Origin of the sequence: Corallococcus aberystwythensis (assembly GCF_003612165.1) — a bacterium.
Lineage (GTDB): Bacteria > Myxococcota > Myxococcia > Myxococcales > Myxococcaceae > Corallococcus > Corallococcus aberystwythensis.
The window spans coordinates 1-13,510 of sequence record NZ_RAWK01000266.1; the positions used below are offsets into that span (position 1 = coordinate 1).

Annotated in this window: 9 protein-coding genes; 3 read left to right on the plus strand and 6 right to left on the minus strand. The window is 70.7% G+C overall.

Features of this window, described 5'->3' with window-relative positions:
• Both D7W81_RS33030 and xdhC read right to left on the minus strand, forming a co-directional pair.
• Positions 1 to 539, minus strand: a 539-nt coding sequence (locus D7W81_RS33030) for a 2Fe-2S iron-sulfur cluster-binding protein (RefSeq protein WP_147445707.1), incomplete at its 3' end; no start/stop codon positions are given.
• On the minus strand, positions 536 to 1,366 hold the full coding sequence (xdhC, locus tag D7W81_RS33035) for a xanthine dehydrogenase accessory protein XdhC (protein ID WP_120559388.1): 831 nt from the start codon (positions 1,364 to 1,366) through the stop codon (positions 536 to 538). The genes D7W81_RS33030 and xdhC, both read right to left, overlap by 4 nt.
• 155 nt (positions 1,367 to 1,521) lie before the next feature.
• Here xdhC and D7W81_RS33040 point away from each other — a divergent pair, with 155 nt between their 5' ends.
• Together D7W81_RS33040 and D7W81_RS33045 are read left to right on the plus strand one after the other, a co-directional pair.
• Positions 1,522 to 1,965 carry a DUF2383 domain-containing protein gene (locus D7W81_RS33040; protein WP_120559389.1) on the plus strand — a complete coding sequence of 148 codons (444 nt, stop codon included), beginning with the start codon at positions 1,522 to 1,524 and terminating at the stop codon, positions 1,963 to 1,965.
• A 181-nt stretch (positions 1,966 to 2,146) separates the two neighbouring features.
• Complete coding sequence (locus tag D7W81_RS33045; protein ID WP_120559390.1) at positions 2,147 to 2,986, plus strand: hypothetical protein; 840 nt, start codon at positions 2,147 to 2,149, stop codon at positions 2,984 to 2,986.
• 19 nt (positions 2,987 to 3,005) lie between these two features.
• On the opposite strand, the gene D7W81_RS33050 is transcribed toward D7W81_RS33045, so the two are convergent.
• The 3 genes from D7W81_RS33050 to D7W81_RS33060 all read right to left on the minus strand — a co-directional run bounded on the left by D7W81_RS33050 (position 3,006) and on the right by D7W81_RS33060 (position 6,689).
• Positions 3,006 to 4,100, minus strand: coding sequence for a hypothetical protein (locus D7W81_RS33050; RefSeq protein ID WP_120559391.1), 1,095 nt, complete (start codon positions 4,098 to 4,100; stop codon positions 3,006 to 3,008).
• A 10-nt stretch (positions 4,101 to 4,110) separates the two neighbouring features.
• Entirely contained in the window at positions 4,111 to 4,668 is a 558-nt protein-coding gene (locus D7W81_RS33055; protein WP_120559392.1) for a DUF2378 family protein, read from the minus strand.
• 131 nt (positions 4,669 to 4,799) lie between these two features.
• Positions 4,800 to 6,689: a M4 family metallopeptidase gene (locus D7W81_RS33060; RefSeq protein ID WP_120559395.1), complete on the minus strand. Its 1,890-nt coding sequence runs from the start codon at positions 6,687 to 6,689 to the stop codon at positions 4,800 to 4,802.
• A 259-nt stretch (positions 6,690 to 6,948) separates the two neighbouring features.
• On the opposite strand from D7W81_RS33060, the gene purL reads away from it, so the two are divergent.
• Positions 6,949 to 10,845, plus strand: a complete 3,897-nt coding sequence (gene purL, locus D7W81_RS33065; protein ID WP_120559393.1) for a phosphoribosylformylglycinamidine synthase — start codon at positions 6,949 to 6,951, stop codon at positions 10,843 to 10,845.
• A 13-nt stretch (positions 10,846 to 10,858) separates the two neighbouring features.
• On the opposite strand, the gene D7W81_RS33070 is transcribed toward purL, so the two are convergent.
• Positions 10,859 to 12,751, minus strand: coding sequence for a glycoside hydrolase family 18 protein (locus tag D7W81_RS33070; RefSeq protein WP_120559394.1), 1,893 nt, complete (start codon positions 12,749 to 12,751; stop codon positions 10,859 to 10,861).
• Positions 12,752 to 13,510: the final 759 nt, after the last annotated feature.

Below are 13,510 nucleotides of genomic sequence, written 5' to 3' on the forward strand. Positions count from 1 at the left end.
GGGCCCTCCAGCGAGACGCCGGGGAGGCCGGGGCCTGAGCCCTTCGCGTCGCGCGTGGCGAGCGCGTCCATCATCGCGTCGCGGATGGGGCGGTAGCCCGTACAGCGGCACAGGTTGCCGCAGAGCTGATCCGCCACGGCCTCCGGCGAGCCCGCGTCCTTGCGGCAGTACGCCTCCACCATGGAGACGACGAAGCCCGGCGTGCAGAAGCCGCACTGCGAGCCATAGTGCTTCACCATGGCCTGCTGCACGGGGTGCGGCGCATTCCGGCTGCCCACGCCCTCCACTGTGACGAGCTCGCGCCCGGCCACCATGGGGAGCAGCGCGATGCAGCTGTTGAACGCGCGCAGGGTCTTCTGGCCGTTCACGTCCCGGTCCACCATCGCCACGGTGCAGGCGCCGCAGTCGCCCTCGGCGCAGCCCTGCTTCGTGCCCGTCAGGCCGCGCGCGCGCAGGTGGTCCAGCAGGGTGGTGTTGGGCGACGCGTCGTCGACCTGGACGGTCTGTCCGTTGAGCCGGAACTCGAAGGGGGTGCTCATTCCCCGGAGGATAGCAGGGGCGCGGGCGCTGGCTGAGCGCCTGCCTCCTGGGCCAGTCCCGGAGCCAGTCCATGGTGGAGCTGGAGCAGCCCGGCCGCGATGCTCACGGCCACCTCCTGCGGGGACTTTCCCCCAGTGGGCAGCCCCATGGGGCACTGGACGCGGCCCACCTGCCGGGCGGGCATCCCCTTCGCCTCCAGCCGCTGCCGGAAGCGCGCCCACTTCGTGTCGCTGCCGATGAGGCCGATGTAGCGGGCCGGCTTCTGGATGGCGAAGGCGATGATGTCCTGGTCCACGTCGTGGCGGTGCGTCATCACCGCGACGTAGGTGCGCGCGTCATCCCAGACGGCGCGCGACGCGAAGTCGTCCCAGGGCTCCTCGTGGCGCACCACGCTCGCGGGCACCAGGGGGGACTGGACCCACTCGGCGCGCTCGTCCACCAGGTGCACGCGAAAGGGGGTGCCCTCCAGGATGCGGCACAGGGCCTGGCCCACGTGGCCGGCGCCAAAGAGGTACAGCTGGGGCCCGTGGTTGACGGGCTCGACGAAGACGTCCACGACCCCTCCACAGCACTGGCCCAGCTTCGCGCCCAGCGGATAGCGGAACGTGCGCGCCTCGCCCCGGGCCAGACACGCGCGCGCGTCCTGGAGGACCAGCTGCTCCAGGTGCCCGCCACCAATGGTGCCGTGGAAGGTGCCGTCCGCGCGCACCAGCAGCTTCGCGCCGGGGGGCGCGGGCGTGCTGCCCTTGCACTCCGTCACCGTGACGACGGCGAACGTCGTGTCCTCCCGCGCCCACTCCGAAAGCTGGTGAACCCAGTTCCACATGACGTCACCGAGTCTGCCACGGCCGCCGTCCCGGCGGCGCCCTCCTGGCCGCCTGCCCACCGGACAAGGAGGACGGGGCCCGTTGTCGCCGGGAAGAGGATCACCACCTTGTCGCCCAGCGTCATCCCTTCACCGGAAACAAGGAGCAGAACGTCATGGCCCACGCCGCCGCTGAACTTGAAACGCTGAACTCCTTCCTGCGCGGTGAAATCTCCGCCGTGGAGACCTACCGGCTCGCCTCGAAGCACATCGAGACCGAGGTGGCCAAGACGGAGGTGGAGGCCTGCCTCCACGACCACGAGAAACGGGTGGAGGCGCTCAAGGAGCGCATCGAGAAGTTGGGGGGCGAGCCCGCGAAGGGCTCCGGCCCCTGGGGCATCTTCGCCAAGGTCGTCCAGGCGGGCGCGGACCTGCTGGGTGAGAAGCGGGCCATCGACGCGCTGGAGGAGGGCGAGGACCACGGCCTGAAGGACTACACCCGTGACGTGGACAAGCTCCACGGCGAGGCGCGCACCTTCGTGCGTCAGCAGCTGCTGCCCTCGCAGAAGCAGACGCACGCGCGGCTCAGCGCGCTGAAGAAGAACCCGACCCTGCACTGAGTGTATTGCTCGGGTGTATGGGTTGCGCAGTGCCGGACATCCCAAGGCGCCCATCCTGGATGAAGGGATGGGGGCCTTGTGGTGCATCACACGTCCCCGCATCCAGTCCTGGAGGGGAGCGGGGGGCGTGCGATATTCGGAAGGACGGTTCTTCCACCGGCGAACGAAGGCAAAGCAGCGCATGGGGCATGAGCACACGGTGCCGGGGCCGCGCGGGTCCGGGACCGTCAACGACAGCGAGGACGCGGCGATACCGTCCGCCCGCATGCCCGGGGTGCGCGCCGAGGACGGCGGACCCTCTTCCATCCCCTCCCCGACGACCGCCGACACCAGCTACGCCGCGGGCGCCCTGGGCACCGGTGTGGAGGTGCTCTTCACCACCTCCGAGCGTGCCTTGCAGTGGGCGTGGCGCGTGCTCCAGCTGGCGCGGAGCGTGGTGGATTCCACGCCCCGGGGAGACGCCTACATCCGCGAGGCCCGCGCGTGCGTGGTGGACTTCCTGGACCACATCCCGCCGCACGTGCGCCGGAGCGTGGAGGAGGTGCACGTCTTCTGCAATCTGTGGCAGGCCGTGGGCGTGCGCCTGCGCCGCCGGGGCGGCTTCCCCGCGGGCGACGACGTGGCCTGGCGCCAGCTCTGCGAGGACGTGGAGCTCTTGCAGCGCGCCGCGCAGGCCCGGCTGGGCACCGCCGCCGCGCTGCAACAGGGGCTGCTCAAGGACCTGGGCCGCCTGCGCGCGCTGGCCCTGTCCTGCGGCGACAGCGCCAATGAAGTCACGGTGGGCATGGAGGTCTTCACCCGCTGCATCTCGGAGCTGATGGCCGTGGCCAGCGCCATGCGCCGCGCGTGGGAGGCGGCCGCCGGGGAGCTGGCCGAGTCCGCCGCGTGGCTGCGCGCGGGCGACCCGGCCTTCAGCGCGTGGCTGGCGGAGCACCTGGTGGCCGCCGAGCCCGCGTGGGAGCGCACCCAGAAGATCGCCCGCTGGCTGCGCGACGTGGGCGCCTTCGCGGGCCAGCCCTGACGGCGCCCGGCTCCGGAGCTCAGGGCTCGATGAGGATGCGGTGCCGGTGCAGCTCCAGGAGGATGTCCGGATCCAGGTCCGCCTGCTTGTGGTCACGCAGGTGCTGGCGGACGGCGTCCACGGGCTTCTGGCCGGTGAACTCCACCAGCAGCGCGTACGCCTCGCCGGGCAGCGCCACCGCGTCGTATTCGCTGTAGGAGCCCAGCGCGACGCTGCCATCCGGCAGCCACTTCACCGTCGCGTCCGGGTTGAAGCGCAGCACGCGCGGCAGGGTGGGCGCGGTGGCCTGGGTGTGCAGCTTCTCCAGCACCTTCTGCTCGATGAGGCCGTCCAGGCCCAGCATCCGCTCCAACCCGTCCCGCGACACGGCCTTCACGGCGTCGTAGCAGGCCCGGTAGAAGTCCTTCTCCATCCCGGCGTAGCCCTTCCAGAGCGCGGCGTACACCTTGGCCGGGGGCGCCGCGTCGTCCAGGTCCTCCACGGACAGCGGGGCGGTGGCCACCTCCGCCTTGTCCCGCCCGTCCAGGAAGAACTCCGGCATGAGCTGGAGCAGCGCGTGGCGCGACAGCTGGTACTCCGTCAGCGTCAGGTACGTCTTGAGCGACATCCAGAAGCGCTGACCGTCCCGGCCCGCCACGTACTTGCAGAAGAACGTGGAGCAGACCGACTCGCGGTACGCCCAGATGGTGCAGCCGCCGGACTCCAGCGCGTAGTACGGGCAGCGCAGCGATGACGCCTTGCCGAAGAACTGGTGCGCGTTCTTGTACAGGTGGTTGAACTTCGCCGGCGGCTTCACCCACTGGGGGCTCACGCCGATGCGGCTGTCGATCTTCTGCTCGACGCGCCGGCGCCCCTCCGCCATCTGCGGCGAGTCATCCGACAGGAGCGCGCCGACGAGGTAGTTGGGCAGCCGGGGCTGGTACGTGCAGCACTTGGTGTCCGGCCGGAACAGGTGCTCCACCCCGTCCACCGAGTCCACCGTGGCCTGCGCGGAGGCGCGGCTCATGGCGCAGTTGGAGCAGGTGGCCTTGGTCTCCGTGGGCGCCTCCTGCCGGAAGAAGGCGGGGAGGAGGTCCTGGTAGAGCGCGGGCAGCGTCGAAAGAATGGAAGACATGGGGAGGGTGTCAGGAGCCGCGGTCGGCCCACTCCAGGTGGTACGTGGCGGATTCAGGCGAGTGGCGGGTGCGGTTCAGGGTGAACTTCTGCACTCCCACGCGCAACATCCCTTCTTCAAGCACGCCCTCCACGAACCCCTCCAGCGCCTGCGGCTCGTTGAACCAGAGGTCCGCCTGCCCGGGGCCCAGCACGGTGAGGCGCGTCTCCGTGTAGTTGTTGCCGCTGCGGAAGTTGTGCTGCATCCGCTCGAGCGAGCGCATGGGCCCCACCACGCGGGCCAGCGTGAGGACGGCGCCGCCCACCAGCGTCTGCGCGTAGCCCTCCACCATGCGCCGGCCCAGCATGCGCCGGCCGTCCTCCACCGGCCGGTCCGGATAGAGCGTGCGGGCGGTGTCCTCCAGGCACTCCACCCAGACGGCGAACGGATACGCGGCGAGCAGCGGGGCGTGCAGGTTCAAGCCCCGCGCGCGCAGCCGGTCCAGCAGCTCGGGCGTCAGGGAGGGGGCCAGCACCTTCCGGTACAGGCTGTCCACGCTGCTGCTGAAGATGACGCGCTCGTCCCTCATGGCCCTCTGCCCTTGCCGGAGGCCCGAAGCGGCCCCGGGCGCGCATTCTTCGCCCAGGGCCCCGAAGGAGGCCAGCCCCCCGGTGCACACCCTCACCGCCGGTGCGCGGTGAGGGGGACGCACATGGTGCGTCAGTAGTGCACGGACAGGCTCACGCCGCTGTAGGCGTTGAAGCCCCGGAGCAATATCCACTGGCGGCCGGCGGTGGCCTGCGCCGCCAGGTTGCACGTCTCGTTGTTGCCCCCCAGGTAGGGACGGCAGTTGTAGGCCGTCGTCGTCGGCGCGGAGCCGAAGCGCGTGTAGAGGTCCACGTCACCGGTGCCGCTGGAGAGGGACACCGTGGAGGCGGTGTTCGCGGGTACGTCGAAGCAGAAGTACTGCTGCGACCCGGCCGCGCCGGAGAGCAGGGACACCGTGGTGTTGTTGGGCAGCAGGGTGCACGTGGGCGGCGGCGTCGTCGCGCCCACGCCCACCGCCAGCCACGCCGCGTCCACCGCGTCCTGGACCGCGGTGCTGTAGCCCAGGCTCTGCGCCGCCACCCGCGTCGCCGTCTTGGCCGCGGCGAGGGTGGTGTTGGCGGTGAAGAGGTTCTTGTTGGCGTAGTAGAAGATGCGGCTCGCGGCCTGCACGCCGATGGCCGGCACGTTCACCGTCGTCTTGCCGCGCGGGTGCACGCCGCCGGTGGACAGCAGCTTGAAGGCCAGGTTGGGCACGCCGGAACCGTAGTGGACGTCCGTGCCACTGGTCACATCCGGAGCGTAGTCCAGCGAAGCGCCGTCCAGCGCGGGGTCGTTCATGTAGCGCAGGGCGTCCCCGGGCGTGCTGGGGGTCCAGGCCGTCTCGCCAATCTGCCAGACGGACGCCGCGGTGCTCCAGGAGCCCAACGCCCAGCTGCCGCAGGTGGCGGCGAAGATGTCCGACAGGGACTCGTTGAGCGCGCCGGACTGGCCGCTATAGATGAGGTCGGACGAGTACGCCGTGATGGCGTGCATGAATTCGTGCACGACGATGTCCGGGTCTCCGCACGGCGGTCCGAATTGGGGCGAGCTGCCATCGCCGCACACCAGCTTCGTGCCGTCGAAGAACGCATTCGCGTAGTTGGTGCCGTAGTGCACCTGCGCCTGCAGCTGGGCTCCCGCGCCGTTGTACGAGTCGAGGGCGAAGTTCTGCTGGAAGCAGTCGTAGAAGAGGCCCAGGTTGTCGTACGTCGTGTCGATGCCCGTGTCGCCGGTGGGCGCCTGGCCCTCCAGCCGGCACCAGCCGTTGGACGTGCCGCCCACTGAACACACCTTGCGGTTGCGCGCGGTGTGGATTTCGGGAGTGCGCAGCACCTCGTGGCTGTCCGCCGCGCTCACGTAGACGCGGTCGCGCAGCGGCATCCCGTCCTCCTGTGTGCCGGACACCACCACCTCGAAGGCGCGGACCAGGGCCGCTTCCGGGGCCGGACGGATGAACACCTCACGGACCGATTCCGCGATGCCGCCAGGGAGCGACGCCAGCGCCGCCTCGCGCGCGGCCTCCGGGCTGATGCGGGCAGGGGGCGGCAGGGGCTCGCCGTCGCGCGCGCTGCTGTTCACCGCGTACACCCGGCCCTGCGCGTCCAGGTGGATGATGAGCTCCTCGTTCACCACGGGCAGGCCGTCCCGGGTCTGCCCGTAGCGCAGGTGCGTGTGGCCCAGCTCGTCCCGCTGGATGCGCTTGGGCACCACGTCCTTCGCCGTCAGCCGGAAGGCGGGCAGCACGCGCAGCAGGGTGGGCTCCAGGAGCGCGTGCGCCTGCCAGGCGCTGGCTCCCGGGATGGGCCGGCCCGCCGTGCCCAGCGCCCCCTGGATGAACCCGGGAACGCCGTCGTCGTGCACCCCCAGCACCTGGGCTCCGGGCAGCGCGCTCAATGCCGCCTGCAGGTCGCCCATGCGGGCCTCGGCCGGCGGCGAAGGCGCCTCGGCGCCGGGACCTCCCGCGCCACAGGCGGACAGCGTGAACGTCAGGCCAGCGAGGAGCCAGCGGTTCTTGCGCGTCATGGACATGCCCCCAATGCGACGAAACGGGTCTGTGAAGCTTGGCAATCAAAGCATGGAGCGCGGACTGTCAGGTGAATCCAAGGAAGACTGAGAGTGTTGGAAAGGAGGTCCGGGAGGGCGGGGGGCCCACGTCGGCGGTGGTTCACCCACCTGGGTGCTGTGCGGGCGTCCGGCCACGAAGTCCGGCCGTTGTGACGCGGGGCGCGGTGATAAGGACGGCCCCGCTGTTACCTCCCGTCACCCGTTCGCAAGGACCTTCATGCTCACGCTGCGCGGGGCTCCGGCCCTCTCCGAATTCAGGCTCGCCAAGCTGCTCGTCCGCTGCCGGGAACGGGTGCCGTCGGTGGCCACCCTCTACTCGGAGTTCGTGCACTTCGTGGACGCGTCGGCGCCGCTGAAGCAGGACGAGACGGAGCGGCTGGGGCGCCTGTTGGAGTACGGCCCCCACACGGCGAAGCGCGAGCGCACCGGCACGCTGCTCCTGGTGGTGCCGCGTCCGGGCACGGTGTCGCCGTGGGCCTCCAAGGCGACGGACATCGCGCACCACTGCGGCCTCACGCAGGTGCGCCGCATGGAGCGCGGCATCGCGTTCTTCCTCACCGGCCCCGGCGGCCGGCCGCTGGACGCGAACGAGGCGGAAGGGGTGCAGGCGGTGCTCCACGACCGCATGACGCAGGCGGTGCTGTCCCAGCTGGAGGACGCGGAGGTCCTCTTCCGCACGGACGCACCCCGGCCGCTCACGCGCGTGGACGTGCTGGGGGGAGGCCGCGCGGCGCTGGCGAAGGCCAACGGCGAGCTGGGCCTGGCGCTGGCGGAGGACGAAATCGACTACCTGGTGGAGCGCTTCACGGAGCTCCAGCGCAACCCCACCGACGTGGAGTTGATGATGTTCGCGCAGGCGAACAGCGAGCACTGCCGCCATAAAATCTTCAACGCGTCGTGGACGGTGGACGGCACGCCGCGCGAGCGCTCGCTGTTCCAGGCCATCAAGAACACCTTCGCCCAGAGCCCGGGCGGCGTGCTGTCCGCGTACAAGGACAACGCCGCCGTCATCGAGGGCTTCGAGGTGGAGCGCTTCTTCCCTCAAGGCGAGGCGCGCGAGTGGGGCACCGTGCGTGAGCCCGCGCACATCATGATGAAGGTGGAGACGCACAACCATCCCACCGCCATCTCGCCGTACCCGGGCGCGGCCACGGGCGCGGGCGGTGAGATTCGCGACGAGGGCGCCACCGGGCGCGGCGCGAAGCCCAAGGCGGGGCTCACGGGCTTCTCCGTCAGCCACCTGCGCCTGCCGGACTTCGCGCGGCCGTGGGAGGTGGCCTACGGCAAGCCGGACCGCATCGTGTCCGCGCTGGACATCATGGTGGACGGCCCGCTGGGCGGCGCGGCGTTCAACAACGAGTTCGGCCGGCCCAACCTCACCGGCTACTTCCGCAGCTTCGAGCAGCAGGTGCCCACGCCCGAAGGCGTGGAGGTGCGTGGCTACCACAAGCCCATCATGCTGGCGGGCGGCCTGGGCAACATCCGCGCGGGCCACGTGAAGAAGGCCCTGCTGCGCGCGGGCGACAAGCTCATCGTGCTGGGCGGCCCGGCGATGCTCATCGGCCTTGGGGGCGGCGCGGCGTCGTCCATGGCGCAGGGCGCGAGCGCGGCGGACCTCGACTTCGCCTCCGTGCAGCGTGACAACGCGGAGATGGAGCGCCGCTGCCAGGAGGTCATCGACCAGTGCTGGATGCTGGGCGAAGAGAACCCCGTGCGCTCCATCCACGACGTGGGCGCGGGCGGCCTGTCCAACGCGCTGCCGGAGCTGGCGCACGACAACGAGCTGGGCGGCCGCCTGGAGCTGCGCGAAGTGCCCAACGACGAGCCGGGCATGTCCCCGGTCGAAATCTGGTGCAACGAGGCGCAGGAGCGCTACGTGCTGGGCGTGGCGCCGGAGGACCTGGCGCGCTTCGCCGCGTTGTGCGAGCGCGAGCGCGCCCCCTTCGCCGTGCTGGGCGAGGCCACCGCGGAGCAGCTGCTCACGCTCACGGACCGGGAGCTGGGGGACACGCCCATCGCGCTGCCCATGGACGTCCTCTTCGGCAAGGCGCCGCGGATGCACCGCGAGGGCGTGTCGCGCCCGCTGAAGCACGCGCCGCTGAGCATTCCGGCGGACTTGAAGGCCGTGGCGCACGCGGTGCTGTCGCACCCGACGGTGGCGGACAAGTCGTTCCTCATCACCATTGGCGACCGCTCCGTGGGCGGCCACACCGCGCGCGACCAGCTGGTGGGCCCGTGGCAGGTGCCGGTGGCGGACTGCGCGGTGACGCTGTCCTCGCTGATGTCCGACACGGGCGAGGCCATGGCGCTGGGCGAGCGCACGCCGGTGGCGCTGGTGGACGCGGCGGCCTCCGCGCGCATGGCGGTGGGCGAGGCGCTCACCAACCTGGCGGCGGCGCGCATCGGGAAGCTGTCGGACGTGAAGCTGTCCGCGAACTGGATGGCGGCGGCGGGCAGCCCCGGTGAGGACGCGAACCTCTACGCGGCGGTGCACGCGGTGGGCATGGAGCTGTGCCCCGCGCTGGGCATCGCCATCCCGGTGGGCAAGGACTCCATGTCCATGCGTACGCAGTGGCAGGAGGACGGCCAGAAGAAGGCGGTGACGGCGCCCCTGTCGCTCATCATCACCGCGTTCGCGCCGGTGCTGGACGCGCGCGTCACGCTGACGCCGCAGCCGGTGGACGTGGCGGGCGACACGCGCCTCTTGCTCCTGGACGTGGCGAAGGGCCGGCAGCGGCTGGGCGCGTCCGTGCTGGCGCAGGTGCACCAGCAGGTGGGCCCGGAGTGCCCCGACGTGGACGACGCGGCGGCGCTGAAGGGCTTCTTCGCCGGGGTGCAGGAGCTCCAGGCGGCGGGCGTGCTGCTCGCGTACCACGACCGCTCCGACGGCGGCCTCTGGGCCACGCTCGCGGAGATGGCCTTCGCGGGCCACTGCGGCCTGGACGTGGACGTGGCCTCGCTGGGCGGCGACGCCGTGGCCGCCCTCTTCAACGAGGAGCTGGGCGCGGTGGTGCAGGTGCGCGCATCGGACATGGCGCGCGTGCGGGAGGTCCTCACCCGCCACGGCCTGGGCGCGCACGTCCACGAGCTGGGACGGCCCACGGCTGAGCAGGTGGTGCGCGTGCGGCACGGCGCGCGGGAGTTGTTCGCGGAGGAGACGGTGGCGCTCAAGCGCACCTGGTCGCGCGTGAGCTACGAGATCCAGAAGCTGCGTGACAACCCCACCTGTGCGGACGAGGAGTTCGCCGCCAAGTGCGACGCGCAGGACCCGGGCCTGTCGCCCGTGCTCACGTTCGATCCGAAGGTGGACGTGGCGGCGCCGTACATCGCCAGGGGAGCGCGTCCTCGCGTGGCGGTGCTGCGCGAGCAGGGCGTCAACAGCCAGCAGGAGATGGCGGCGGCGTTCACCCGCGCGGGCTTCACCGCGGTGGACGTGCACATGAGTGACCTGCTCACGGGCCGCGTGTCGCTGGAGGACTTCCACGGCGTGATGGCCTGCGGTGGCTTCAGCTACGGCGACGTGCTGGGCGCGGGCGGCGGGTGGGCCAAGTCCATCCTCTTCAACCCGCGCACGCGCGATGCCTTCTCCGAGTTCTTCGCGCGGCCGGACAGCTTCGGCCTGGGCGCGTGCAACGGCTGCCAGATGTTCGCGCAGCTGCGCGAGCTCATCCCCGGCGCGGACGGGTGGCCGCGCTTCGTGCGCAACGCGTCCGAGCAGTTCGAGGCCCGCCTGGGCACGGTGGAGATTTCCCCGTCGCCGTCCCTCTTCTACAAGGGCATGGAGGGCAGCCGGATGCTCATCGTCGTGTCGCACGGCGAGGGCCGGGCGGAGTTCTCCAACGCGGAGGCCGCCGCGCGCTTCAACGCGTCCGGGCTGGTGACGACGCGCTGGGTGGACAACCGGGGCCAGGTGGCGGCGAAGTACCCGGCCAATCCCAACGGCTCGCCGCACGGCATCGCGGGGCTCACCACGAAGGACGGGCGCTTCACCATCACCATGCCGCACCCGGAGCGCGTGCACCGCACCGTGCAGCACTCCTGGCACCCGGCGGAGTGGGGCGAGGACGGCCCCTGGATGCGCATGTTCCGCAACGCCCGCGTCACCCTGGGCTGACGCGGACCTGGCGTCAGCGCAGGAAGGCGTCCCGTACGGCGTCCAGCAACGGGTTGGCACCGGTCTGCGGATCGGTGCAGCCCTGGTTGAGCGTCCAGACGATGGTGCCGCCGTAGCCCTCCTGCTTCACGAAGGCGCCCTTGGCGGCGATGGCCTGCGGGCTGTCGTAGGAGATCCACGTCACCGTGCCGTCCTCCACGAGCTTGTTCTTCGCGAACGTCACGTAGGAGGCCTGGGCTTTCTCATCCCACTGGTACGTCCCCTGCTTCGAATAGCGGAGGATCTTCTTGTAGGTGAACGAGTTATCCCCGCCCACGTAGTCGGACCAGTTCGTGAAGGGCTGGTAGGGGCCGGTGATGTGGCGCCACGCGAGGCCGTAGAAGGGGATGCCGATGCCCAGCTTCGCCTTGGGGATGCCCGCCTTCACCCACAGCTCCAGGCTGGAAGCGATGGACGTGGGGTGCAGTCCCTGTTCGCCCTTGAGCGCGGACGTGTGCCAGGACTTCCAGCCGTCCCACGCGCCAATCATCTCGTAGGACATCAGGTTCATCTGGTCGAAGTACGTCGCCAGCTCCGCGAACCACGGGTCGGCGTCGGTGGGGAAGTTGGTGTTGATCCAGTGGAGGGGGAAGGTGAGGAGCATCTTCGGCCGCGCCTCGCGCAGGGCCTTCACCAGGGCCAGCAGCAGGGGCCGGTCCTCCTGCTTCACGGGCTCCCAGTCCAGGTCCAACCCGTCGTAGCCGAAGTCATCCATCGCCTTGAGCAGCGAGCGGACGAACTTCGCGCGGTTCGCGTCGGACGCCGCGCCCACCCAGCCGTCGTGTTCGCCGGAGCCGCCCACCATGATGAGCGCCTTGCGGCCCGCGGCATGCGCGCGCTTCGACAGCGTGCGGGCAATCTCCGGTCCGCGGTCGTTGTCGAACTTCGTGCTCAGCGTGCCGTCCGGCTTCGGCGTGACACGGCCCACGAGGATGTGGGTGAGCGCGCTGAAGTCCACCTTCTCCGGTGGGTAGTCGTCCGCGTTCCAGCCCGTGTAGTAGCCCGACACCCACTTGCCGCCCTGTCCCGGGCGTCCGCTCGCGACCGGGGCTACGCCCACCACCACGCTGGCCACGGCCGATTGGCTCGGGTCCGCCTTGCTGCGGGCCATCACCCGGTATGTGCCCGGCTTGCGGGGCGCGGTGTAGACGCCGGCGGCGCTGATGATGCCCCGCTCGTTGCCGGGCTCCACGCTCCACGTCACCTCCGTGTCCTTGCTGTTCGTCACGGTGGCGCGGAAGGCGTGCGTGGCGCCTGGAGCCAGGAAGATCGCGGGCGTCTCCAGCGTGAGGCTCACCGGCCTGGGACCCTGTTCAACGCCGATGTCGTCGAAGAAGAGGGGCGGCAGCGTCTTGCCGCTGTCCTCCTGGAGCCACAGTCCGGTGATGCGCGTGCGGCCTTCTGGCAGCAGCTTCGCCAGCGGCACGCGGCAGGAGGTCCACTTCCGGGCCGCGATGGTGCCGCCCTCGCAGGTGGAACCCAGGGGCACGCCCACGGGCTGCTCGGAGCCGATGACGACACGAGCGCGCACCGCCGCGTTCGCGCCATCCTTCCCGCCGTTCACCTTCAGCACCAGCGTGTCCTCCGGTGACACGTCGAAGCCTGGGTGTCCGAAGTACAGCGCCTCCCACGGCCCCAGCGTCACGGAGATGGCGTGGCGGCCCGAGGCTCCCGTGACGGTGGCGCTCATCGCATGCGCGCCCGCCCACGTCAGGTCCTCCCAAGGCGGGGCGAGCCGATCCTGATAGAGCCACGTCACCAGCGGCGACGCAGGCGGTGTTGCCTTCGGAGGCGGGGCCCCCTGGGAAACACCCCCCAGCAAGAGCGCGGTGAACAGTACCCGGAGTCTGGCCAGAGGTCGTCGCATTGCCTCCCATCCTCACAGAGGAGGGGGATACGCGTCCTGCCTCAAGAGGCCAGGTGGGTCGCGAGGAGTTCGTCAATCCGCCCTGCGAGCAGAGAGTCTCTGTGACGCCGAGCGCCTTTGTGGAACGCGGCAATGAGGCCACAGGTGGCTGGCGCGAACGACAAGCCGGGCTGCGGACAGCGGAGCCTGCCGGAAGCGCCGTCGCCCAACTGGTCCGCCTGTCGGACCATGAATGCGGCCATACGTAGGGAGCTCTGCCGGAAGCGCCGTCGCCCAACTGGTCCGACTGTCGGACCGCCAAGGCAATCCCAGGCAAGGAACTCTGCCGGAAGCGCCGTCGCCCAACCGGTCCGACTGCCGGACCGCCAAGGTGACTACAGGCAAAGGTGCGTGCCTGAAGCGCTGTCGTCCAACTGGTCCGACTGTCGGACCGCCAAGTCAGTCCCAGGCAGGGGGCTCTGCCGGGAGCGACGTCGCTCAACCGGTCCGACTACCGGACCGCCAAGGTGGCCACAGGCGAAGGCGCGTGCCTGACGCGCTGTCGCCCAACTGGTCCGACTGTCGGACCACCAAGGTGGCCACAGGAAGAAGCCCCCTGCCGAAGGCGACGTCGCCCAACTGGTCCGACTGTCGGACCAGTTCGCGCCTCTTCCGGCCCGGGGGCGCGCTGTCCCAGCAGGCTTGACCCTCGCGTCCATGTCAGACCCATCTGGTTGGATGGGCGAAGCATCGGGCGAGGAGGGCGGCGGGGATGGTGAG

Coding starts and splice junctions, on each gene's coding strand:
- xdhC (WP_120559388.1), bottom strand. CDS start 1,366: ATGTGGAACTGGGTTCACCAGCTTTCGGAGTGGGCGCGGGAGGACACG.
- D7W81_RS33040 (WP_120559389.1), top strand. CDS start 1,522: ATGGCCCACGCCGCCGCTGAACTTGAAACGCTGAACTCCTTCCTGCGC.
- D7W81_RS33045 (WP_120559390.1), top strand. CDS start 2,147: ATGGGGCATGAGCACACGGTGCCGGGGCCGCGCGGGTCCGGGACCGTC.
- D7W81_RS33050 (WP_120559391.1), bottom strand. CDS start 4,100: ATGTCTTCCATTCTTTCGACGCTGCCCGCGCTCTACCAGGACCTCCTC.
- D7W81_RS33055 (WP_120559392.1), bottom strand. CDS start 4,668: ATGAGGGACGAGCGCGTCATCTTCAGCAGCAGCGTGGACAGCCTGTAC.
- D7W81_RS33060 (WP_120559395.1), bottom strand. CDS start 6,689: ATGACGCGCAAGAACCGCTGGCTCCTCGCTGGCCTGACGTTCACGCTG.
- purL (WP_120559393.1), top strand. CDS start 6,949: ATGCTCACGCTGCGCGGGGCTCCGGCCCTCTCCGAATTCAGGCTCGCC.
- D7W81_RS33070 (WP_120559394.1), bottom strand. CDS start 12,751: ATGCGACGACCTCTGGCCAGACTCCGGGTACTGTTCACCGCGCTCTTG.